At 40.7% G+C, this 23390-nt stretch carries 26 protein-coding genes, 4 tRNA genes and 1 riboswitch; of the genes, 19 read left to right on the top strand and 11 right to left on the bottom strand.

Features of this window, described 5'->3' with window-relative positions:
- Positions 1-130: 130 nt before the first annotated feature.
- The 3 genes from ACE01U_RS14465 to rluD all read right to left on the bottom strand — a co-directional run bounded on the left by ACE01U_RS14465 (position 131) and on the right by rluD (position 2628).
- Positions 131-697, bottom strand: a complete 567-nt coding sequence (locus ACE01U_RS14465; RefSeq protein ID WP_058870093.1) for a flavodoxin family protein — start codon at positions 695-697, stop codon at positions 131-133.
- Positions 698-804: 107 nt separating this feature from the next.
- Complete coding sequence (gene pgeF, locus ACE01U_RS14460) at positions 805-1545, bottom strand: peptidoglycan editing factor PgeF (protein ID WP_395579803.1); 741 nt, start codon at positions 1543-1545, stop codon at positions 805-807.
- A gap of 30 nt (positions 1546-1575) precedes the next feature.
- Positions 1576-2628, bottom strand: a complete 1053-nt coding sequence (rluD, locus tag ACE01U_RS14455; protein ID WP_395579802.1) for a 23S rRNA pseudouridine(1911/1915/1917) synthase RluD — start codon at positions 2626-2628, stop codon at positions 1576-1578.
- 71 nt (positions 2629-2699) lie between these two features.
- Here rluD and ACE01U_RS14450 point away from each other — a divergent pair, with 71 nt between their 5' ends.
- Entirely contained in the window at positions 2700-3683 is a 984-nt protein-coding gene (locus ACE01U_RS14450) for an outer membrane protein assembly factor BamD (protein WP_395579801.1), read from the top strand.
- Positions 3684-3877: 194 nt separating this feature from the next.
- The gene (locus tag ACE01U_RS14445) at positions 3878-5770 is read left to right on the top strand and encodes a DNA primase (RefSeq protein WP_395579800.1); all 1893 of its coding nucleotides are present in this window, start codon (positions 3878-3880) and stop codon (positions 5768-5770) included.
- Between the two features lie 25 nt (positions 5771-5795).
- On the opposite strand, the gene hemA is transcribed toward ACE01U_RS14445, so the two are convergent.
- On the bottom strand, positions 5796-7079 hold the full coding sequence (gene hemA, locus ACE01U_RS14440; RefSeq protein ID WP_395579799.1) for a glutamyl-tRNA reductase: 1284 nt from the start codon (positions 7077-7079) through the stop codon (positions 5796-5798).
- Positions 7080-7156: 77 nt separating this feature from the next.
- On the opposite strand from hemA, the gene ACE01U_RS14435 reads away from it, so the two are divergent.
- The 11 genes from ACE01U_RS14435 to panD all read left to right on the top strand — a co-directional run bounded on the left by ACE01U_RS14435 (position 7157) and on the right by panD (position 13244).
- On the top strand, positions 7157-8866 hold the full coding sequence (locus tag ACE01U_RS14435; RefSeq protein WP_086208256.1) for a tetratricopeptide repeat protein: 1710 nt from the start codon (positions 7157-7159) through the stop codon (positions 8864-8866).
- Positions 8867-8871: 5 nt separating this feature from the next.
- Positions 8872-9453, top strand: coding sequence for a lipoprotein insertase outer membrane protein LolB (lolB, locus tag ACE01U_RS14430; protein ID WP_086208097.1), 582 nt, complete (start codon positions 8872-8874; stop codon positions 9451-9453).
- 11 nt (positions 9454-9464) lie between these two features.
- On the top strand, positions 9465-10295 hold the full coding sequence (ispE, locus tag ACE01U_RS14425; RefSeq protein ID WP_291374843.1) for a 4-(cytidine 5'-diphospho)-2-C-methyl-D-erythritol kinase: 831 nt from the start codon (positions 9465-9467) through the stop codon (positions 10293-10295).
- Between the two features lies 1 nt (position 10296).
- Positions 10297-10371, top strand: a tRNA-Gln gene (locus tag ACE01U_RS14420).
- A gap of 28 nt (positions 10372-10399) precedes the next feature.
- Positions 10400-10474: transfer RNA gene (locus tag ACE01U_RS14415), tRNA-Gln, on the top strand.
- 19 nt (positions 10475-10493) lie between these two features.
- A tRNA-Gln gene (locus tag ACE01U_RS14410) sits at positions 10494-10568 on the top strand.
- A gap of 89 nt (positions 10569-10657) precedes the next feature.
- Positions 10658-10732: transfer RNA gene (locus tag ACE01U_RS14405), tRNA-Gln, on the top strand.
- 36 nt (positions 10733-10768) lie between these two features.
- Entirely contained in the window at positions 10769-11722 is a 954-nt protein-coding gene (locus ACE01U_RS14400) for a ribose-phosphate pyrophosphokinase (protein WP_086208099.1), read from the top strand.
- Positions 11723-11823: 101 nt separating this feature from the next.
- Positions 11824-12120, top strand: a complete 297-nt coding sequence (gene rplY, locus ACE01U_RS14395; RefSeq protein ID WP_058870099.1) for a 50S ribosomal protein L25 — start codon at positions 11824-11826, stop codon at positions 12118-12120.
- Between the two features lie 18 nt (positions 12121-12138).
- The gene (pth, locus tag ACE01U_RS14390) at positions 12139-12720 is read left to right on the top strand and encodes an aminoacyl-tRNA hydrolase (RefSeq protein WP_004695508.1); all 582 of its coding nucleotides are present in this window, start codon (positions 12139-12141) and stop codon (positions 12718-12720) included.
- A gap of 143 nt (positions 12721-12863) precedes the next feature.
- Positions 12864-13244, top strand: coding sequence for an aspartate 1-decarboxylase (panD, locus tag ACE01U_RS14385; RefSeq protein ID WP_004695506.1), 381 nt, complete (start codon positions 12864-12866; stop codon positions 13242-13244).
- 64 nt (positions 13245-13308) lie between these two features.
- Here the strand turns inward: panD and ACE01U_RS14380 are convergent, their stop codons facing one another.
- Positions 13309-13911 carry a GDYXXLXY domain-containing protein gene (locus ACE01U_RS14380; RefSeq protein ID WP_086208100.1) on the bottom strand — a complete coding sequence of 201 codons (603 nt, stop codon included), beginning with the start codon at positions 13909-13911 and terminating at the stop codon, positions 13309-13311.
- Positions 13908-15692, bottom strand: a complete 1785-nt coding sequence (locus ACE01U_RS14375; protein WP_395579798.1) for a DUF2157 domain-containing protein — start codon at positions 15690-15692, stop codon at positions 13908-13910. The genes ACE01U_RS14380 and ACE01U_RS14375 overlap by 4 nt, the downstream gene beginning before the upstream one ends.
- A 261-nt stretch (positions 15693-15953) precedes the next feature.
- Positions 15954-16116: riboswitch (FMN riboswitch) on the top strand.
- Positions 16117-16221: 105 nt separating this feature from the next.
- On the opposite strand from ACE01U_RS14375, the gene ribB reads away from it, so the two are divergent.
- Positions 16222-16881, top strand: coding sequence for a 3,4-dihydroxy-2-butanone-4-phosphate synthase (gene ribB, locus ACE01U_RS14370; protein ID WP_086208101.1), 660 nt, complete (start codon positions 16222-16224; stop codon positions 16879-16881).
- Between the two features lie 62 nt (positions 16882-16943).
- Here the strand turns inward: ribB and ACE01U_RS14365 are convergent, their stop codons facing one another.
- Both ACE01U_RS14365 and ACE01U_RS14360 read right to left on the bottom strand, forming a co-directional pair.
- Positions 16944-17558 (bottom strand): LysE family translocator, encoded by a 615-nt coding sequence (locus ACE01U_RS14365; protein ID WP_086208102.1) that lies wholly within the window; start codon positions 17556-17558, stop codon positions 16944-16946.
- A gap of 84 nt (positions 17559-17642) precedes the next feature.
- Positions 17643-18128 carry a DUF1289 domain-containing protein gene (locus ACE01U_RS14360; protein WP_086208103.1) on the bottom strand — a complete coding sequence of 162 codons (486 nt, stop codon included), beginning with the start codon at positions 18126-18128 and terminating at the stop codon, positions 17643-17645.
- 180 nt (positions 18129-18308) lie between these two features.
- Between ACE01U_RS14360 and trhO the strand changes: the two genes are divergently transcribed.
- The 4 genes from trhO to ACE01U_RS14340 all read left to right on the top strand — a co-directional run bounded on the left by trhO (position 18309) and on the right by ACE01U_RS14340 (position 20884).
- Positions 18309-19241: an oxygen-dependent tRNA uridine(34) hydroxylase TrhO gene (gene trhO / locus ACE01U_RS14355; protein ID WP_395579797.1), complete on the top strand. Its 933-nt coding sequence runs from the start codon at positions 18309-18311 to the stop codon at positions 19239-19241.
- Positions 19242-19450: 209 nt separating this feature from the next.
- A complete protein-coding gene (locus tag ACE01U_RS14350) occupies positions 19451-19750 on the top strand; it encodes a hypothetical protein (RefSeq protein ID WP_086208105.1) in 300 nt (99 codons plus the stop codon).
- Positions 19751-19830: 80 nt separating this feature from the next.
- Positions 19831-20445 (top strand): DedA family protein, encoded by a 615-nt coding sequence (locus ACE01U_RS14345; RefSeq protein ID WP_119063160.1) that lies wholly within the window; start codon positions 19831-19833, stop codon positions 20443-20445.
- Positions 20446-20467: 22 nt separating this feature from the next.
- Complete coding sequence (locus ACE01U_RS14340; protein WP_086208107.1) at positions 20468-20884, top strand: ABZJ_00895 family protein; 417 nt, start codon at positions 20468-20470, stop codon at positions 20882-20884.
- Positions 20885-20939: 55 nt separating this feature from the next.
- On the opposite strand, the gene ACE01U_RS14335 is transcribed toward ACE01U_RS14340, so the two are convergent.
- Positions 20940-21164, bottom strand: coding sequence for a DUF2798 domain-containing protein (locus tag ACE01U_RS14335; RefSeq protein ID WP_119063161.1), 225 nt, complete (start codon positions 21162-21164; stop codon positions 20940-20942).
- A gap of 92 nt (positions 21165-21256) precedes the next feature.
- Here ACE01U_RS14335 and ACE01U_RS14330 point away from each other — a divergent pair, with 92 nt between their 5' ends.
- Positions 21257-22138, top strand: a complete 882-nt coding sequence (locus ACE01U_RS14330) for a LysR family transcriptional regulator (RefSeq protein ID WP_395579796.1) — start codon at positions 21257-21259, stop codon at positions 22136-22138.
- A gap of 49 nt (positions 22139-22187) precedes the next feature.
- On the opposite strand, the gene ACE01U_RS14325 is transcribed toward ACE01U_RS14330, so the two are convergent.
- Both ACE01U_RS14325 and ACE01U_RS14320 read right to left on the bottom strand, forming a co-directional pair.
- Positions 22188-22712 carry a YecA/YgfB family protein gene (locus ACE01U_RS14325; RefSeq protein ID WP_086208110.1) on the bottom strand — a complete coding sequence of 175 codons (525 nt, stop codon included), beginning with the start codon at positions 22710-22712 and terminating at the stop codon, positions 22188-22190.
- 70 nt (positions 22713-22782) lie between these two features.
- Positions 22783-22992 (bottom strand): PA3496 family putative envelope integrity protein, encoded by a 210-nt coding sequence (locus tag ACE01U_RS14320; RefSeq protein ID WP_004982817.1) that lies wholly within the window; start codon positions 22990-22992, stop codon positions 22783-22785.
- Positions 22993-23390 lie beyond the last annotated feature (398 nt).

Here is a 23390-nt window from a genome sequence, read left to right as displayed (position 1 = left end):
TAATTTTGAACAACTTCGAGTTTAAATGCTTGAGAATATTTAGCCATAAAAAGCACCCTCCAAATTAGACTAAAAGTGTCCAACTTTCGGGGTGCAGTTCACGAATGCAGGTTTTTTCTTATTGGGACTGTTAATAATCCGCTTTTAGCTCGACCAAATATTTTCCGAACTTTCGAGCAGTTTCCAAGTCGCCTTCGGGTGGGGTTATTTCAACACTGGCATTGTCTGACTGAGTCATCAAACCTAAAAAGCTCGACATCCGATTAATATCGTGTTGGCTACGTCCCGTCGGCATAAACGGTAAACCTGCCCACAACATACCATGTTGCATTGCAAATAGATTAATCTGTTGTAATACCGCCAGTTTATCGCCACTTAAGCCACCACCATTGGTAAAGCCTGCAGCTAATTTTCCTTGCCAAGCCCGTGCTAACCAACGCTTAGAGGAGTCTTCCATAAACTGTTTTAGTGCCGCTGTGAGGCTCCCCATATAGGTTGGGCAACCCATTACAATAATATCGGCCTGATCTAACAAGTCCCACTGTACTGCAGCAACAGAAATCAAATGCACGTCAGCACCCGCCTGCTCTGCACCTTGTGCAATATACTGAGCGACTTTCGCCGTATGACCATAGGCGCTATGATAAACCACACACACATGAACAGGTGCAACAGAAACAAGATCAGGTACAGACATGGAAATTTTTAAGAGCAAAGAATTGAGTTAAGTTTAACACTTCCACTCGCAGTGTGGGGAGTAAGTGCAAGGATTAAAACAGCCAAGCACTTGATCACACGCCAAAACTATTGCATAAACACAAAAGTCGCCATACGCCCAGTTTTGGCATGACGTCGATAAGAATAGTACTCATCCGACTGGCTAAAGGAACACTGATCACCGCCAGAGACTACTTCAACACCGTGCTGTTTTAGAATGAATTTTGCGATTGCATATAAGTCAGCATAATACTTTCCAGCTTGCTCACCTGTTTGAAATGCAGATTCAAGCGCAGCATATTTTGAGCAAAAAGCATCTTCAACTTCAGCGCCAATTTCAAAACATGATTGGCTAATAGCTGCACCCAACCAAGCCCATGTCGGCTGAGTGTTCATACTGGCAATGGTATTTTCAATAATGCCATGCGCCAACCCACGCCAACCTGCATGTAAGTTCCCAACCTCGGTACCGTCAGCATTACCTAAAACTACGGGTAAACAATCTGCAGTCATCATCATCAGGGCATGGTTTGCTCGCTGTGTCACCAAACCATCCCCTTCTTGAGCATCAAAGTCAATTTGCTCATTCACTACACGGCATATAGTGCTGTGAGTTTGCGTCATCCATGTGATTTTATCGACCCCATAACCTGCAAACTCTTCGAGCAAAATCATGCGATGCTGTTGCACGCGTGCGGCATCGTCCTGTACATGCAAAGCCAAATTAAAGCCTTGCAGTTCAGTTTGAGTCGTCTCTAAAGCACGATCATGATGCACACGGGTTTGTCCCACAAAAACACCTGCCGGAAGTCCTTGAACAAATTGCATATACTGTCCTTATTATGATTCAGCTATAAATCAGTAAGCTTTATTTTCCGTACGTAGTACATCGACCAAGGTCGCCAAGTCTGCTGGCCACGGCGCTTTAAACAGCATTTCTTCACCTGTACGAGGATGTTTCAAACCGAGCTCTACTGCATGTAACGCTTGGCGTCTGAAACCACGTAAAGTCTCATCTAAAAGCTCCGATGCACCTGCAGGCACACGTACACGTGGCATATACACAGGATCACCAACTAAACCAAAACCAATATAACTAAAATGCACACGAATTTGATGCGTACGTCCAGTTTCAAGACGGGCTTGGATACGGGTGAAATGTTGGAAGCGCTCTTTCACGTTATAGTGTGTTACTGCATCTTTACCACCTGGCAGTACCGCCATTTTGACACGATCCACAGGGTGACGCTTAATCGGTTCATCCACCGTACCGCCCGCAATTACATTGCCATATACAATTAAGTCATATACGCGATAGACCGACTTTTTAGCCAACTGCTTGCTCAGTGAAAATTGTGCTTCTAAGTTTTTTGCAACGACCAACAAACCAGACGTATCTTTATCAATCCGATGTACTAAGCCCGCACGAGTCAGTTCTGACGATTTTGGATAGTGATGTAACAATGCATTGACCAAGGTCCCTGATGAATTTCCAGCACCTGGATGCACCACCATACCAACGGGTTTATTCACGACAATAATGTCATCATCTTCATAGACGATATCCAGTGGAATATCTTCAGGCAGGCTACGAGTTTGTGCTTCTAGTTCAACTTCAAGGGTTAACAGTTCAAATCCTTCACATTTATATTTAGGTTTGACACTGTTACCATTTACCAACAAATGGCCTTCTTTCAGCCACTGTTTGAGCTTTTCACGCGAAAAGTCGCTCCAAATCAGTGCTGCAACTTGGTCTATACGCTGTCCTAGATAAGATTCATCCAGTTGAAATTGCAACGATAAACGTGTTGCAGTAGAGCTTGAAGTATGGTTATCTGCATCCTCAGAATCTTCAAGTAAATTGAAATCAGTTTCAGGGAAATTTGGATCGGAAGATTGTGCTTGAGTCATTTGATCATTCAAACAAAAGTGATTTAATAGTGCAATTGTAGCTCATTGCCCGCATTAACAGAGGAATTTTTATGTCGCTACCACATTATAAAATGACAATGCTTGCTCTTACGGTTGGCATTGCATCGGCAATGGTAGGCTGTAGCAGCAATCCCAAGAAAGAAGTGGTAGATACCGGTCCACAATCGAGTGAACAGGTTTATATTCAAAAAGCAGAAACAGCACTAAAAAGTGGTCAATATACCGACGCTGCGAAACACCTTGAAGCCATAGATACATACTATCCAACAGGCGAATACGCACAACAAGCACAACTTGAATTGCTCTATGTGAAATTCCAGCAGAAAGATTATGAAGGCACCATTGCACTGGCTGACCGTTTTATTCGTTTAAACCCTCAACATCCAAACGTGGACTATGCCTACTATGTACGTGGTGTAGCCAATATGGAGCAAAACTATGATGGTTTACTACGCTATACTTCTTTAAAGCAGTCACACCGTGACGTGAGTTATTTGAAAGTTGCTTATCAAAACTTTGTAGATTTCATTCGTCGCTATCCTTCAAGCACTTATGCGGTAGATGCAGCTCAGCGTATGAAGTTTATCAGCAATGAGTTGGCTGAAAGTGAAATGAATGCAGCACGCTTTAATATCAAACGTAAAGCATGGGTTGCAGCATTAGAGCGTTCGCAATGGGTGGTTGAACATTATCCTCAAAGCCCGCAAATACCTGAAGCTTTAGCGACAGTGGCATACTCTTATACGCAATTGGGCGATAAACAAACCGCTCAACAGTACATTGATGTACTCAAACTGAATTATCCAAATTTAGTAAAATCAAATGGTGAAGTAAACTTACGCGCAGCACGTAAAGAAGCAAGTTGGATCAACCGTGCAACTCTAGGTGTGTTTGGTCGTGAAGAGCAAAATAGTTCTGAGCAAAAAATTGAGCAACCGAAAGAAATGACTGAACGCAGTTTTACCAACCGCATCAGCTTAGGTTTACTCGACCGTCCTAAAACACCAGACAACGCAAGCACTGGAGCTGAATAATTCATTTGAAATATTCGCTATTTTACAAAGGGCAAGTTATCATACTTGCCCTTTTGTTTTATGCTGTTTTCGCTTGATCAAAACGCTCAAAAGGTATACAAAACAATTTAACTTTGATGGTTTTTTGCATTTTTAAAGCATCCATCTCTCTATTTTTTCACGTTTCTAAAGACTTCAGCGATTGACGACTCGACATGGCTATTCCTCAACATACTATTGATCAAATTCTAGATCGGACCGACATTGTCGACCTGATTGGTCAACGGGTGAAACTTAAAAAGTCAGGTCGTACCTATTCAGGTTGTTGTCCATTCCATCAGGAAAAATCACCATCTTTTCACGTTTACCGTGACAAACAGTATTTTCACTGTTTTGGTTGTCAGGCCAATGGAAATGCCATTCGTTTTTTAATGGACATCGACAGTCGTAGTTTTATAGATGTGATGAAGGATTTGTCGAGTCAAACAGGCATCGAACTGCCAAAAGACAATCGTGACTCGAAAAAACTGGTATATAAACGCGAAGCCAAACCTGTCGAACAACCCAAAGTAGAAGCGACGGAAGCTAAGGTTGAACGTACTCCTGCACAAGCCGAATTTAAGGTTGAACATGATCCATTTGCTGAATTTCAGTCCATGGACTACCAAGAGAGCTATGCAGATTTTGAAGCTTTTGAGGGCTTTAACACCGCCCCTGTTCAAGAAGGTAATTTATACGACCTATTAGAAAATATTGCACAGTACTATGAACAACAACTACCACATAGTCGTACCGCACAGCAGTATTTTAAACAACGTGGACTCAGTCGAGATACTATTGCATATTGGCGTTTAGGCTATGCCCCTGAAGACTGGCAACACTTAGAAAAAGCCTTTCCACAAGATATCGAAGGCTTAAAGCTACTCGGACTGATTCGTACTAGTGACAGTGGACGGGACTTTGACTTACTCCGTGACCGCGTTATTTTCCCGATTCGTGATGCCAAAGGTCGTGTAGTGGGCTTCGGTGGTCGTGCTCTGAATGACGAAATCAAACCCAAATACATCAACTCACCAGACTCTGAGGTATTTCATAAAAACCAGTTACTTTATGGTTTATATGAAGGTCGCAAACAAAAGGCTCAAGACTGGCTAATGGTCGAAGGCTATATGGATGTGATTGCGCTACAGCAGTATGGCATCGCAGGTGCCGTGGCGACTTTAGGGACTGCCAGTAACACTGAACATTTAAATATTCTGTTTAAGCAAAACAACCGTATTACCATCGCCTTCGATGGTGACTTGGCAGGACAAAAAGCAGCACGTCGTACTTTAGAAATCGCGTTGCCTTTACTCAATGATGGTCGCGAGCTGAAGTTTTTTGTTTTACCGAGTGATCATGATCCTGATTCATTGATCCGTCGTGAAGGTATTGAAAACTTTAATAAACTATTGCAACAAGCTCCTCTACTTTCAGACTTTGTTTTTGCCCACCTGACGCAGAACCATGACATCAGTAGTCCTGAAGGCAAAAGTCAGGTCATGAGTGAGTTGCGTCAACTGACGGACTTATTGCCGAAAACGGGCTCTTTCCGTTATTTATTGAATCAATCCTTTAAAGAAAAACTCGGTTTTGGTCGCCGTTGGACGCCTCAAGTTAGCAACGACGCCTCGTTGTCATTTAATATTCGCACCAAAGATGAAGACTTCGCGCTCGCCGTTTTGATCCATCATCCGTTTTTGTATATTCACTTTGAAACCTTGCGCGCTTATCTACCTGAAGATGAACTTTTGGCACATGTGCTACAAGTCTTAGATGGCATCTTTGATGATTTGCCCGATGACCAAGAACTGGCAACCTATTATGTTTTGGGTGCGTGTAGCCGTTATGCCAATGCAATTGCCGATATTATGCAGCGCACCAACATTGAAGAACTAACCAAAACACCAGAACTGGCGGATAAACTGGCTAGTGAATATGCCCTGTCGCTTGAAGAAAAATATTTAAAACTTAAACTTAAAGCCCCAAATTCATTAATTGAGACACGAAATTTAAAACATAAACTCTTTGAACTGACCAAAAAAATAGGCTTGAGACTGATTACTTAAACCGATTAGATTTTTGTATTTGGATTTACTTTTTAGTTTTACGTCGTTTAGCAAAAGTCTCATTTAAACAATTTTGCATATGTTCAAAATAACTTGGATCTTCAGCTTTAGCTGCTTCACGTAGCATAATCGAGGTTGGATGCAGTAATTTCTGTGTCAGACGATGTGCAAAATCCTGCATCACCTGTTCTGCTTGTTCCCCTTTTGCAATACGAGCTAATGCGAGTTGTAACTCTTCTTGTCTTAACTGTTCACCTTGCTCGCGATAGGCATGAATGGTTTCGCCTGCTAGATTGACTTTTTGCTGTGTCACCAACTCCGTTGCCAGTTGATTCACCATCACCTCAGCTTCAACCGCCGCCTGGCGACGCTGAGCAAGGTTTTCATCAATCACCGATTGCAAGTCATCCACGCCATATAAATAGACGCCATCCAAACTTTCAACTTTCGGGTCTATATCACGCGGAACAGCCAAATCCACCATTAACATTTGTTGATAACGACGCTTTTTTAAGGCCACCTTCACATCTGGATAATGAATGACTTGATGCAAGCTTCCCGTACAACTAGAAATGACATCTGCGCGTGAAAGATTGTTCGCCAGTTGATCAAACTCAATAATTTCAACATCTACCCGATGTGCAATTTCCTGAGCCAAACTTTCAGCCCGCTCACGGGTACGGTTACAAATCAGGATTTTTGCGACTCCCATTTCAGCCAAATGCTTTGCCACCAAACTATTCATTTCACCCGCAGCAACCACCATGACCGTCAACTTTTCAGGTTTACTAAAAACTTGCAAAGCAAGCTGAGCAACAGCATAGCCCATGGATACAGCATGACTGCCAACGGCTGTTTCCGAGCGTACACGCTTCGCTGCATAAAAAGCATATTCAAAAATTCGGTTTAAGTGAGGGGAAACGGTATGTGCCGATTTAGCGAGCGACAGTGCAGATTTAACCTGTCCCAAAATTTGCGGCTCACCAAGCATAAGTGAGTCTAAACCACTTGCAACACGCATTAAGTGTGTCACGGCCTGCGCGTTTTCATAACGATATACATGATTCAACAGTTGTTTAACATCTATACCATTTGCTTGGGCGAGCCAGTTTAATACCATATCTGAGTTTTCAGACATAGCATACACTTCTGTTCTGTTACACGTAGACACCACCACCATTTCATTTAAGTCATGGTTTTGGCCTTGTTGCTCAAGCAGTTGCGTTAACTTTTCAGGGTTAAATGCAATTTGTTCACGCAACTCTACGGAGGCGGTTTGATGGTTGACACCCAATGCAAAGAAAGACATATCAGATCATCATTTCGCTAAATTTATGCTATTGTGCAATAACGGTGTCATAAAAAGCATACTTGGATCAAGAAAAATTGCGTCAAACACATTGCCGACTGAGCGGCGCGAGAATTAAGCAATATTCTACCACATTCTTACTCGTCGGTAGCATGGCATCTAGTGCTCATCTTAGAGCAGCTGGAGAATTTTCGCTATCTAATTATGATGCAATTCAACAAAGTATGATTGCCGAATTTGCACTGGCCTACCAAGATAATGCAACGGCATTGCATAATTATACGGTCCTTGCGATTAAAAGTAATTCCACGACCATTAAACAACGCGCTTTAAATATTGCCCTTGAACAAAATGACTTACGTGCCGCACTCGACATTGCGACGCATTGGGTGGTGCAAGAACCCACTGACGTTCCTGCATTATTTTATCTATCCCACATTGCACTGAAAGCGCATGAATATGAGCTTGCTGCTGAAACATTAGACAAAATTCTCAATATCGACGCAAATGCCGATTTGGAACAAATTTTTGCAGGAATTGCCCCAGAAGAACCTGAAGATCAAGAAGTCTTAATTCAAGCCTTGCGTTCAAGTAAAGAGCGCAACAACCCCTCTATTTTAGCTCTGATTGCAGGTTTAGAAGCGCAAAATGGGCAGCTTGAACAAGCACTAATCACGATCAATAAAGCCCTAAAAAAGCGTGGTCGTGTTACAGGCTATATTCTTATGAAAGCCAATTTACTCAGTGCTCTGGGTCTAGAGGAAGAAACGCGTAATTGGTATGCAAAATCGAGTCGTAAGCACCGTGACAATGTCGAAGTTCGCTTAGCAGAAGCTAAATACTTAATTAAAGTAAATGCTTCCAATGAAGCCTTAGGCAAACTTGAAAGTCTTATTAAAAAGTGGCCTGATAATGAAGATGCCTTATTTATTGCCGGTTTAACCAGTATTGACCTAAAACAGTACGAAAAAGCAGAAAAATATTTGGTTGAACTACGGAATTCAGCCGAATATCAAAATGAAGCCTACTACTACCTTGCTGTAAATGCTGAACGAAAGCAACACTTTGAAACAGCAAAGGCCTACTATCGTTTAGTCGATGGTAGCTTGTATACGGTGTCACGTCGTAGCCTCATCAGTATTTATAGTGAACAAAATAAACTCAATGACGCACTGCGTTTTTTAACCCAAGAACGGGTCAATTATCCGCAACATGCAAGTTTTTTGTATCAAGCACAAGCCGATATTTTAAAGCGTATGAATAACAAAGCTGCTGCTATGCGTCTATTGGATGAAGCGATTAAAAATATACCCGATGACCCTGAGCTGGTCTATTCTGAAGTGCTGATGCTAGATGCACATACAGACAAGGAAAAACTTGAAAAACTGCTCAATCAACTTTTAAGCATTGAGCCCAATAGCCCGACATACTTAAATGCATACGCTTACACTTTAGCATTACAAAACAGACGCTTAGATGATGCTCGAAGATTTGTTGAACACGCTTTAGAGTATGCCCCTGAGCAAGCTTCCATCTTAGATACTCTAGGCTTTATTTGTTATTTACAAAATGACTTTAGCACCTCAGCCAGAGTCTTAGAAAAAGCCTACATTCTCAGTGGTAGTGTCAATATTGGAGTGCGTTATGCACGTTCTGTATATATGTTAGGTGATCTGCAAAAATTCTCTACGGTGTTACAACAACTCAAACAAAAACATCCAAATGATCCTCAATTGGATCAACTCAATACTTTATTGTTACCCCAACAACTGAAAAAGAGCTCATAGTTTTTATGCGTATTTTCTCAAATCTGAGTTTAAGCCTACTTGCTGCAAGTAGCTTGGCACTAACAGGCTGTCAACAATTTACCAAACCGCAGCTTGATCCAAACACCATACAAACCGAAACAGATCAACAATTTAGCTTACAAGGTAAAATTGGGGTACGTACACCTGAACAAACAGGTAGTGCTTTTTTTACCTGGGTACAACAGCAACAAGAGTTTGATATTGAACTGAGTGGCATTTTAGGTGTGGGTAAAACACAAATTACAGGCCGTCCGGGTGAAGTCAGCCTCAATAGTGCTAAAACTGGGTTGATTCAAGCAGAAACCCCCGAAGAACTCTTAAAAATAGCCACAGGTTGGCAAGCACCGATCACCCATTTGGTCAATTGGGTTCAAGCCAAACCTGCGACAGTTCAGGCTCAAATAAAAAGAGATGCTGAAAAACGTGCAACTCAAATTGTTGAAGATGGCTGGAACGTGGAACTGAGCTATAACGAGCAAGCTAAAATGCCAAATCGGTTGATTTTAAAACAAGCACTTGAAAATGGTGCAGAAAACCGTATTACAATGGTCATTCAAAACCGTTAATTTGCTTCGTTATGATCCGTGTCCCAGCTCCATCAAAACTGAATTTGTTTTTGCACATTACAGGTCGACGTGAAAACGGCTACCACGAGTTGCAAAGTATTTTCCAACTGGTCGATTTATGTGATTGGTTAGAATTTGAGTCTCGTCCGGATCAACAGATTTATATTGAAGGCTTAAACAGTGTCGATTTGAATCAAAATTTGATTTATAAAGCGACGCAGATACTTAAACCGTATGCACAAACAGCTACCGGTTTATCTATTCATCTTGAAAAAAATATTCCAATGGGTGCAGGCTTAGGTGGAGGTTCATCGGATGCTGCAACGACATTAATCGTGGTCAATCAACTGTGGCAGTGCGGACTCAATACTGAACAATTAGCAGACTTAGCCGTTCAGTTGGGTGCGGACGTTCCCATCTTTGTACATGGCTTAAATGCATGGGCTGAAGGCATCGGTGAACACTTAACATTCATAGACTTAGATCAAAAACAATACATTGTGTTAAAACCTGACTGTTTTATCAGCACTCAACTGCTTTTTTCACAAAAAACGTTGACAAGAAACACGAAGAGCTCTACATTTTGCGCCTATCAGTTAAAGCCGTCTGATTTTGGAAATAATTTTGAGCCTTTGGCAAGAAGTTTATATCCAGAAGTAGATGAAGCGATGCAATATCTCGACCAGTTCGGTGTTGCAAAACTTACAGGTACAGGTGCTTGTGTTTTTACTGAAGTAACGAATGATATAAACATTGATGATGTTCTGGCAAATGCACCATGTAAAGCTTACTTGGTCAATAGTTTGAACGAGTCACCAATGCGACATTTCAAAGTTACCTGATAGGGGTATCGCCAAGTGGTAAGGCACCGGTTTTTGATATCGGCATCCGTTGGTTCGAATCCAGCTACCCCTGCCATTTTATTTCACCTGTAGATGACTGTACTAGGGGTATCGCCAAGTGGTAAGGCACCGGTTTTTGATATCGGCATCCGTTGGTTCGAATCCAGCTACCCCTGCCATTTTACAGTGATCAAATTTAGGGGTATCGCCAAGTGGTAAGGCACCGGTTTTTGATATCGGCATCCGTTGGTTCGAATCCAGCTACCCCTGCCATTTTCTAAAAAAGACAGAGCATACTTTGCTGTTTGACTGTTAATTTACCTTGACAAAAAGACGCAAAAATATTAAAGTTCTGCCGCATTAGGGGTATCGCCAAGTGGTAAGGCACCGGTTTTTGATATCGGCATCCGTTGGTTCGAATCCAGCTACCCCTGCCATCTAATTTCCAAATTGCCAACCGCCAAGGGTGCTTCATGCCCAATCTTGTCGTTTTTAGTGGATCTGCACATCCACAATTCGCCCAAAAAGTCGTAAGCCACCTGCACATCCCTCTAGGTGCTGCATCTGTAGGTCAATTTTCTGACGGTGAAATTGCTGTCGAAATTACTGAAAATGTTCGTGGTAAAGACGTATTTATCGTACAGCCTACTTGCGCCCCAACGAATGATAACCTTATGGAAATCCTCGTCATGGCCGATGCTTTGCGTCGTGCAAGTGCTGGCCGTATTACCGCAGTGATTCCTTATTTCGGTTATGCGCGTCAAGATCGTCGTCCTCGTTCATCACGTGTTCCAATTACTGCAAAAGTTGTCGCAGATATGCTGACAACTGTAGGAATTGACCGTGTGGTAATGATCGACCTTCACGCTGACCAAATCCAAGGTTTCTTCGATATCCCTGTAGACAACATCTACGGTACACCAGCGCTTTTAGCTGACCTTCGTCAACAATCACATGATAACCTCATGGTGGTTTCTCCAGACGTTGGTGGTGTCGTTCGTGCCCGTGCTGTTGCTAAACAAATGGGCGATATTGACCTTGCTATCATCGACAAACGTCGTCAAAAGGCAAATGAATCACAAGTCATGCACTTGATTGGTGATGTTAAAGGCCGTGACTGCGTCATCGTAGATGACATGGTGGATACTGCTGGTACGTTATGTAAAGCTGCTGATGCATTGAAAACATTTGGTGCGCGCAAAGTGGTTGCTTATGCAACTCACCCTGTTTTATCAGGTAAGGCTATCGAAAACTTGAAAAATTCTGTGATTGATGAATTGGTTGTTACAGACACCATTCCTCTTTCTGAAGAAGCTCAAGCTCTTGGTAAGATTCGCCAAGTTTCAGTTGCGAGTATGGTTGCTGAAACAATTCGTCGTATTAACAACGAAGAATCTATTAGCGCAATGTTTGATTCTTATCTATAATATAGCGCTGAATTTTAAAAGCCCTGCTCTGTGCAGGGCTTTGTCTCACTAGGTCGGTCGCAGATCTAGTTTATTTAAAACTTAAATTAAGGATGTCTATCATGGCAAACTTCGTATTAAACGCTCAAGCGCGTGAAGCAGCTAACCAAGGGAAAGGTGCGAGCCGCCGCCTTCGTCATGCTGCTCAAGTTCCAGCAATCATCTACGGTGGTGCTGCTGAACCTGTAGCTGTTACTTTAGAACTTCGTGAGCTTGTTAAAGCTTTAGAAAGCAATGCTTTCTTCGAAGAAGTTGTTGAAATCAAAGTTGGCGATAAAGTTGAAAGCGTTAAAATCAAAGCGTTACAACGTCACCCAGCTAAAAACACACCTATGCACGCTGACTTCGTTCGCGCATAAGTGTTATTGGTGTAATTAGTGTCAAATATTTCACTGATTGTTGGTTTGGGCAACCCAGGTTCTGAGTATGCCCAAACCCGCCATAATGCAGGCTTTTGGTTTGTTGAACGCCTTGCAGAACAATATGGCATTACGCTAAAAAAAGACCCAAAATTCAATGGAATGAGTGGGCGTGGTAATATCGAAGGTCAAGACGTCCGTCTGTTATTACCCACAACCTTTATGAACCTTGTTGGTAAAAGTGTTGTTCCCTTCGCAAAATTCTACAATATTGCTCCAGAAGCAATACTGATTGCTCACGATGAACTCGATATGAACCCTGGTGTCATTCGCCTAAAAACAGGTGGTGGTCATGGTGGACATAATGGTTTACGTGACATAGTTCCTCATATCGGCCCAAACTTCCATCGCTTACGCATTGGAATTGGCCATCCAGGCTCAAAAGAACGTGTTTCAGGACATGTCCTGAGCAAAGCACCAAGCAATGAACAAAATTTAATGGATGACGCAATCCATCACGCATTAGCTCGCACTAAAATGCTAGTGAATGGTGAGATTCAGCCAGCCATGAATCAAATCAATGCTTACAAACCGAACTGATAAGTCAAAAATTTGTTGAACGCTACTGCTTGCCATAGTGTCTTTTTAAAGGCAAAATGCGCTTGCCTGATTGCTTATCCAGCAAGTTCAGTTTGATTTAACCATAAGATAACGATCTTAGGTCCACTCAGGAGACGCTCGTCATGCTATCTCGTTTATTAAAAGCAAAAATCCACCGTTGTGTTGTTACTCAAGCTGAACTCCATTATGAAGGCTCATGTGCAATTGACGGTCTTTTATTGGATTTAGCCGGTATCCGCGAATATGAAGAAATTCACATGTGGAACGTGACAAATGGTAAGCGTTTCAGTACCTATGCAATTCGTGGTGAAGAAGGTTCTGGTATTATTTCAGTCAATGGTGGCGCAGCACATCAAGCTGATGTAGGCGACCTAATGATTATCGCGACCTTTGGTGATTTTACAGAAGCTGAAGCAAATGCACATAAACCACGCTTGGTTTATGCAAATCCAGATAACACTGTAAGTCACATGGCAAACTGTATTCCAGTACAAGTGGCTTAAACCCAATAGATTAAAAAAATCCGCTGCGTGCGGATTTTTTTATCAGCAGAATCATACCATTGTATCAAGTTGGATCAGAACGAAATCCGCTCAGCCAATCCCGTTTACTCTCACAGCCTAAATCTTGTAGCTGATTACCTTTCAATGCCGTAAGTATCGCATTGCCCTGCTCATCGACTTTAAACTCAGCATATTCTGCCTGCTGATAACAATCGGCTAAACCTTCTGCAAATAAAAAACTTCTCGATGCAGGATAAAGCTGGTTATAACGATTATTCGGGTTTTGTAAAATCAGTCGAGCTGTCCGAACATTTTTAGGCGACTCAAAATAGCTATGGATCACGCGCCTATGTGCATCGAGTTCAACATAAGTGAGCACCGAAGACTTGTTGTTAATCACTTCATCAAAATAATGACCTGAAAAAATCTGATCTTCTTGATTGATGTTGGCTTGGTTGTTACTTTCTGGGTTTGAATGCTGTGGCGCAAAATAAAGTTGATAATTTAGTGCCATATAATCACCCTGAATAATCGAACGTGGGTCTACAGGTTGCAAACGCACATATATGCTTTGACTATGGTTTATGTGCCATTCATTTTTAAAGATTAAGCCTAAAAATACCGCGATGCTAAGTAGTGCCAAAACAAGAGGAATCATTTTTTTCATACCCCAAACTCCTCTTTTTGCTTAAATATAGTCAAGCTCAATGTCAGTAAGAGCAACATCAGCCCTGACAAAAACATGCTTAAACTTTTAATCAGAAAGGTCACATCAAGGGAATAATATAAAAACCCTAAAATTACAGCGAAAGTTGCCAGTGCAAATCCATAGATCACTTTATCTTGTGTTTTTAATGCCCATGAAATGATGGCCAAACAAATAAAAATATCGAAATAGCCATAAAAAATCAGTCCTGCTGCGAAAGCAACCAAAATGAAGTGCGCAAATAAATGAAACTGCTTTTGAATATGTAAAAAGACAAAAAGTACAAACCATAAAATCGGCAGACCAAAAGCCAATATCGGAATGTGCTCAATTTTCGCTAATTCATATTTCCCAAATAAAGTATAAAAGCCCATGGAAAATAGAATAACTCCAAGTGCTGCAAGCAATACACTACGTTGATATTCAGTTGGCTGTATAAATTTTATAGTCAGAATTCCCAGATAAACAACATAATTCCAAAGCGCTAAATAGACAAAATTCTCAACAATATTACGCCAACTGAGATGTGCATTAATATCCCAAATACACGCCACACCTGCTACATATAAACCCAAAATTTGAACAAAAACAAAGAACCAATGTGTACGCATAAAATAGGCGAGTGCAAGCATCACCAATTGTAAAAATAGAATAGGTATAATTTGATTCATCAAATCAACGGTGTGAAAAATCACCGCAATTTGCCCTGCAACCCAGAGACAATAAGCAAATTGTCTTAAAAACAAACTTTGTTTAGCTTTCAACAAATAAGCTGCCAAAGCTACAAAGACAATACCCATAATTAAAGAGAAATTCCCCCAAAAGGTCAGCATCAACGTAGCAAAGACGATGCCCGCAATCCAAGCTCCTACCGCAAGTGGAATAGCATTGAAGCGACTATGTGGAATAAATTTAATCAACAGATAAGTGATAGAAGCAAACCACGCAAAAATAATCAGTGCGATAAAAAATAATTCAAAAATTTCATTCTGACCAAACCACTCCGTCACCGCTTTCACAATGACCAAGGTAAAGCTAATGCCCAAGCCAACGGCTGAAAGTGCGCTACATAGCTGATCTTTATTTTGATAATAGTAAGCCAGTGAAATGCCCAACAAGAGAAAAGACACGATGAAATAAAGAATGTTTTTATCTGCATAGAGATACATCGCCATATGCCAAACCGAGAGAATGGCAAACCACAGCAAGAATAAATAACGGAGTTTCGAATAATATTTATTGCAGAGATAGAATTGAATCAGTGCAAATACATGAATACTGATTAAGAAAAGATCTGGATATTGATCTCCCCAAAAGGTTTGAATAAAAAACAGAAACAATGCCAATTGGCTGGTCATACATAAAAGGAAAAACATCCCGATATTCGGACGATATAACCACGGTAAAAGCAGCACAGACCAAAGTAGAAATAATAAATAGCTGTCAGCACCCGTTTGATAAATTTGACCAATCACAGCCAAGCTTAAACCAATCATCAAACCACAGATACTATGTAAACACTGCACTAGAAAATCATGTTTTGTCAGCCACAGGCTGCAAACTGCGCTAAGGAATAACAACAACTGAGGAATAGCCAGTTGAATATTCTTTGGCAACATAAACCAATTGGCAGCAACCAAATACAACATACTGACCGCAATCAGTGTAAAACCAAAAACTTGAAGATGCTTGATGAAGGACTCAGCATTCCAAGGATAATCGTATTGTTGAATTTTAATCACTCCCACCCCCTCTCTTATTTTTATCTTGATCATTTCAAATCATTCAATCTGTAGAAAACGTCTTATTCATGTTTATGGTTCTTCTCAAGTATTCATTTTTAAACATTAAACTCATACTAAGTGAAATCATACACAGAGAGTGTTGGTCTTTAGCAAACCAATAACATAAACAACCCTATAGCAAAAATTGTTCTATGTATAAAACTGATCATTCTAAAACTCCCCCTGTTTTTATAAATATTTAGCACTATAATGGGCTTACATCGCTTCAGGGCGGGGTGCAATTCCCCACCGGTGGTAAGTTCAGTTGAATGACTCAGACTGAATCAGCCCACGAGCCAGCCAAGCAGAAATCATCTGTTTGGCTCGCAGATTTGGTTCAACTCCAAAGCCGACGGTATAGTCCGGATGAAAGAAGACGACGTGACCAATAGAATCTCAGGTGCAAACCTGTGAGGATTTATTGCTACGCCAATTTTTCAAAGTCCTGAAATGTTCAACCGTACTTTAATTTTACGCGAGCGTTTCAATGTCTAGTTTGATTCAACCCGAAATTTTCTTTTCAGCCCTTTCTCCAGCTGAACAACGTATCCAACAAGCTTTAGAAGATATCCGCCAAGGTAAACCTGTTTTGGTGATGGATGACTTTGACCGTGAAAACGAAGCCGACCTCATTGTGGCTGCCGAAACTCTCACCGTCGAAACAATGGCACGTATGATTCGTGATGGTTCTGGCATTGTCTGTTTATGTCTGACCGATGAATTGGCCGATCACTTAGAGCTTGTGCCTATGGTGTCAGATAACTCGAGTCAGTTCAAAACAGCATTCACTGTAACCATTGAAGCTGCAACTGGCGTGACTACTGGTGTGTCTGCACAAGACCGCACTACCACAGTCAAAGCCGCGATTAAGGATGGGGCTATTGCCAGCGACTTAAACCGCCCCGGTCATGTATTCCCACTTCGTGCACGCCAAGGCGGTGTGCTCACCCGTCGTGGTCATACCGAAGGGACAATTGATTTAGCACGTTTAGCAGGCTTGAAGCCAGCAGGTGTCTTGTGTGAACTGACCAATGCCGATGGAACTATGGCCTCAGGCATTCAAGTGTTGGCTTATGCACAAACGCATCAGTTGACCGTAATCACCATTGAAGAATTGGTGCAGTATCGCATTAAACACGGAGTCTAATTTTTAAGCTCACAATCAAAAAGCCTCCGTGTTGGAGGCTTTTTGATACAGTACCATCAACATCAAGCAAAGACAGTATAAATACCATAGAGCGCAATGCTGACCAATATCGCGCCACAAACACCTAACAGCTTATTGTACAAAGCGGACTGCGAGAGTTTATTAAAACCCAAATAAACCAAAGACAAGGTGCTGAAGTCTAGAATAATCCAGAGAATGGTCAATAGTACAAGGCTGACATCGACATCGCTGGTAACCCCGATGAACTGTGGGAAAAATGAAGCAAAGAAAATAATATCTTTCGGATTGGAAATACCCACCAAGAAACCTTGCTTAAAACCTCCCTGTACCGCAGTTAACTGCACAGGTGCAGTATCAGGTTCTTGCGCAACAGCTTCTTTTAAAATTTGAAAGCCTAAATAGGCAATATATAAGCAGCCTAAAACTTTAATGGCATTTAGCCAATGCTCTGCAATATTTAAAAAGCCTTTTAAAATCAGCACTGACAAAACAATAAGGACTAAAGAGGCTAAGTTCGTCCCAAAAATGGTTTTTAAGGCTTGTTTATATCCACCTTTTAGACCTGCACTGGCAACCAGTAACATCACTGGGCCAGGTGTTGCAATCATGACCACCACAGCCATACAGTACAGCATGAGTTCAAATACATTTACCATCTAAAAATCCTTTCCCCCAGCCCACGCTCACATACTCTATTTCAGTGACATGAGTATTCTTTTTTATACAAAAACAAAGAGGACTTATTCGTCCTCTTCGGTATGGATGAGATGTTGCCGAATGGCATCAGCGCGTAAAAAAGCCAAATCATAACTGGCTGTCGCAAGGGCAAGAACACGGCGTTCAAATTCTTGCCAAAGTGGTTTCACTTGCTGTGCCTGAATACCTAAACCACTCTCTTCTGTAAAACTCTTATTCTTTTCACACACTTTCAAAGCATGATAAAGCTTACGTCCTTTTGATGCATCGGGACGCAAACGAACACGTTTGGATAAAACAAAAGCTTCGACCTGCTGTACATCTGCAAATGGCAACATCGGTACTAAAATTTGATCTAGTTGTGCATCTAAGCGTTGCCAAACTGAACTATGCTGCTCCGAAGTGTAGGTATTCCACTGAATTACCTCATGATTAAAACGACGGCAGCCACGACACACAGAATCACCAAATACCGTTGAACAACGCCCTGCACATGGGGTCAAAGAGGCAATTCGACGATCTGTACTCAAAACATACTCCTGATAAGCAATCTACCAAAACAAAATAGATTTTGTCTTCGGCAACTGAATATACACGCTCACCTACAACTTGAGAAGCCATTTAAAATGTTTACTTATCTCGCATCTTGGTTGAATTCCATGTAAAATGTGGGCCTTAAAATTATCTATCAAAATACATTGGAGTACTCAATGAACGCTACTGTAGAACAGCTTGCACCTGTAGAACAGCAAGCGACGACTGGTTGGGTTGTTGCCGCACTTTATCAATTCAAAGAAGTTCAAGATCCTACTGATCTGCAACAACGTCTTTTAGACTTGGTAAAAACCATCAACCTATGTGGTACTCTGATTGTTGCTGGCGAAGGTATTAACGGTACTGTTGCTGGTAATCGCGCTTCGATTAACACTATTCATCAATTCCTTCTAAATGAAGGTTTCAACGATATGGAATACAAAGAGTCTGACAGTGCAGACAAACCATTTCGTAAGATGAAAATCAAACTTAAAAAAGAAATCGTCACTTTAGGTGTGGAAGTTAAACCACGCGATTTAGTCGGTCACTACCTTGATCCGAAAGAGTGGAATGAACTGATTGCGCGCGATGATGTCATTTTGGTCGATACCCGTAATGACTATGAATACAAAGCAGGAACGTTTAAAGGTGCCATTGACCCGAAAACGGAAACCTTCCGCGAATTCCCTGATTATGTAAAACAAAACTTAGAACAGCATAAAGATAAAAAAATTGCGATGTTCTGTACAGGCGGTATCCGCTGTGAAAAATCTACATCATTACTTCTTCAAGAAGGTTTCAATGAGGTTTACCATCTTAAAGGCGGGATCTTAAAGTACTTAGAAGAAACCCCTGCTGAGGAAAGCATGTGGGAAGGTGAATGTTTTGTATTTGATGGTCGTACAGCTGTCACACATGGTGTCGAAGAAGGTCTAAACATTAAATGCCATGCTTGTGGTTGGCCACTTCTTCCAGTAGAAGCTGAAGAAACCAGTTATGAACACGGCGTATCATGCAAATACTGCATTGATAAAACCACTGAAAAACAAAAAGAAGGCTTCCGTATGCGCCAGTCACAAATTGCAGCAGCAAAACGTAAACGCCTTTGATCATTTGCTCGCTTTATCCAAATAAGCCCTCATTTGAGGGCTTATTTTTTTATATAGTTCACGTTTTTAAAATTATTTAACAATTTTGTCATGGCGTTCTGATAAATCTAATTCATACTGTACAAATAATAACCTAAAGTGGTGTACTAAAAGTCTCCACATAACAATAAAAATGACGTTCCTAAACGACGAAACATAGGATAATTGCTATGCATAAAATGATCCTTTCGCGCCATCGCGATCTAATTCGTAATGCTGCAGCCAACCGTATTGAACAATATCACCATACCAGTTTCAATCAGATTAAAGCCAAGCTTGAACAACGTACACATTTGTTTATTGTGGTTTTGGGCATGTTGATTGGTTCAAGTATCTCACTTGGGATTGGCTATCACTTAGACTCAACGATCTTCAATTATGGGCTACTCATTCTTATTCCGATTGTATTCGCTTACACTTTACGCAAAGTATATATTCACACCCTGACACATACGCGTTTTGATGAATAGCAAAACAATACATTGCAAATCTTTACCCACATGCGATAAGTCCTTAAGATAACTTATCGCATTTATTTTTCACACGTTTTATGAATCTCACCGAGTGGATCATCGCTATCATGGAACAATTGGGCTATGTCGGAATTGCCCTACTCATGTTCCTTGATAATGTCTTCCCGCCCATCCCATCCGAGATCATTATGCCCTCTGCAGGTTACTCAGCATCTCAGGGGCAGCTCATTTTAACTGGGGTCATTATTGCAGGATGTATCGGTTCATTGCTTGCAGCAGCTCTACTGTATTGGGTTGGTTATCAGTTTAAACAAGACAGCATCTTTAGATGGGTTGACCGCTATGGAAAATACTTATTTATTAAATCCAGCGATATCAAAAAATCTTTAGACTGGTTTGAACAATATGGACACCGTATTGTGTTCTTTGGTCGGATGATTCCTGCGGTACGTTCACTGATCAGTATTCCCGCAGGGATGAGCCGTATGCCCTTTTGGAAGTTCATGTTTTATAGTGGACTCGGTACGATTATCTGGACAACATTTTTAGCAACAGTCGGTTATTACTTTGGTGAAAACCAAGCATTGATGCATCAAATTTTTAGTAAAGTCGGTTATGTGATTATTACCATTGTTGCTGTGCTTATTTCATGGATTCTATACCGCAAACATTTACGCAAAACTCGCAGTTAATTTTTTTATTTTGGGGAAATACATGAAACACTACTTACTGCACTTCGCCGCAGTATATAGCATTGCTTTAGTACTCTTAATCACAGTACTCATCTTTGGTTTAAACCTTGGTGGTTTTACCTTAATTCCAACCTTAGTAGCCTGTGCTTTGATCACTGTGGGACACTTCGTTAAAAAAGAAAAACGCGTTCCAAGTAATCATGAAAAGATTCAGCTGGTGTGGGGCTCAAGTGCTGTTGCCATTATCATTGGCAGTTTTTTTGTCCTATTCTTAGTTGTGATGAATCCCAATGCTGAAGCCATTATGAAATCTGTCGATAATGCTGGCATCGGACTCACAGCAGTAGTGATGTTGTGTATGGTCGCGATTCATGGTGCTATTTTCCATATTGCTTATGGATGGTATGCAACATTTTATGATCAAAAACATAACCATTAGGCTGAATAATGGACATAACCTATCGAAATAAAACTTGAGCATGTCCATTTTTAGACTACTTTTGTACACCCAAAACCTTTTGACTGATTAACAATACAGGCCGTGCTAAAAGCATTACACAAATGAAAGCAGCAGGCCAAGCCATTAACCATGCATGTAACCAATGTTGGATAAAGTCGGTAATGAAGCCTAAATTTAGCCAAGTCACCCATAATGTCATCAAGAAAGACAATAGCATTGACATTAAAGCTGTATTAAACAAGCGAAATCTGAGTGTCATATTTTTTTCCTCAATCAACGACTGAGAAATTGTGACTTAATTTCATATTTGATAGAATCGCTATAAATTGAAACATTAATTCCAAAAATGAAATGCTTGATGATCTTTCACTCTTTATTGCTATCGTTGCAGCAGGCAGCTTGAGTCAAGCCGCTAAAAATCAGTCTATTCCAACAGCAACATTAACCCGACGCCTACAACAGCTCGAAAAAACATTAGGATGTAAACTACTGCACCGCACAACACGAGGTATTCAACTTACCCATGAGGGACAAAGCTATTACGAAAGATGCCAACCCCTTATTTCTAGTTTGCAGCAAGCGACTCAAGAACTAAGCCATCATATTTTAGACCCTATTGGTCAAGTAAAATTATTAGCACCAATCAATCTCGCCAATACAATTCTTAAAGCTTTCTGGGCGAGTTTTTTACATAAATACCCAGATATCCGCTTAGAAATTTGTTTAGACAACAAAAAGGATCATCTTTTAAGTACGGGGGCAGATTTAGCTTTACGAATAGGTCAACAGCAAGATACTTCGTATATTCAAAAATATATTTGTAGTCTTCAAACGATGATTGTGGCCTCACCGCAATATCTTGCTCAAGCCCCAAATATTTATCATCCGAACGATTTAAAAAATCATAGCTGGATCATCGCGCAACCATTATCCACTATAAAATTACAACGTAATCATGAACAAATAGAGTTCAAATTAGAAAATTTTAGAGCGCAGATTACAAATGAAATGCAGATTTGTACAGAATTAGCCTTACATGGCTTAGGCTTGTGCTATTTACCAGAAAATGTGTGTAAAGCGGAAATAGTGTCGGGACGTTTGATAAAAGTGTTACCTGAGTGGCAAACACCTGTTCGTGATATTTATGCAATATGGCCATCACAAAAATTACTACCAACGCGTGTTCGCGTGGTTGTGGAGGACTTGGTTGCATACATGGCTAATCTCGGATAGCACAACAAAGCGCTCGCTACCCGAGTTAAATATAAAATAAATGTTTAGCTTAATTTGGTGTGTGATACATCAAATAAAGTTCATTTAAGTTCTCTGGAATTTCTTCTGCAAGTTCATCCATTAACTGACCGTTACGACGGAAGGTTTCCATCTGCGGGTCTTCTTCATCAATCCCACTAAACACCATAATTGGTAAGGTAAGATCGACCAGCTGTTCTTCAAACTCAGGCGTGAACCAAGCATCTTCGTTTAAAAACATTGCATCAACAAAACCAACGCTCCAGTCGCCCAAGCTTGATTCTACATCTGCTTCTTCAATTTCAAAAGGAAACTCAATTCCCTCTTCATTGGCAAGGTTTTGACGAATAGACTCAAGCCAAGCTTTCACTTGCACGATGATCTCGGCAGGCACTTTCTTTTGATTATTATCAAAAAGTTCATCCAACCATTTTGCAAAAGTAGGACCAACTGCAATTGCACACAAAAAACCATGAGTCGCTGCAAAATCTAGACCATACTCATTTTGGTCACCATCTAGATATTCACTCAATAAGTCTAAATCTAAAGCACTCATTTCAAATCCAAATTCAGAAACTGATTAGGGCATTAGCATAGCATTTTCAGACACGATGCTACATCTGATTTTAGTCTTCTTCGTCGTCAAAATCGTCGTCATCGTCGATGTCGTAATCAAAATCTTTAAGCTCACGTTCCAAACGGCGCTGTGCAAGAAGGTCATCAATCAGGCGACGTTTTTCTAATGATTCTTTCGCACTAATTTTACTTGATGACTCATCAAAATTAACATCATCATCAGCGTAGTTATCATCTAGTTCAAAATCTGTAGAAGACACTAAAACTACCTCATAGTGAAAAAATGTGAAGGGTCTTAGGCGCTATTTATATGGGTTACAGAACCTTGTCAAGTTTTATTTGCATTTAGAGCAATTAATTCGATTTTTGCTCTTTATTTTTAAGCAATTTTTATGGCATGATATAATCCACCTTGCGTCTGTTTAGTTTTACGGCTTGTTTGTGTCGAATAAACGCCAAATATCCTTTATTTCATATTTGGGTTTTAAACTTAAGCGCGTGAGGGATGAACTTGAAAACAACAATTTCACCCCCATCTAAATTACTGAATTTATATTTTAATATTTTATCAGGTCGCACTTTTGCTGAATTATCCTGATGAAATAGACAGCTATTGACAGCTAAATTTATGAAGCAAATTGTGCTAAAATGCACGGTT

Source organism: Acinetobacter halobius (assembly GCF_044130335.1).
Taxonomy (GTDB): Bacteria; Pseudomonadota; Gammaproteobacteria; order Pseudomonadales; family Moraxellaceae; genus Acinetobacter.
This window is presented reverse-complemented; position numbering and strand designations above follow the sequence as displayed.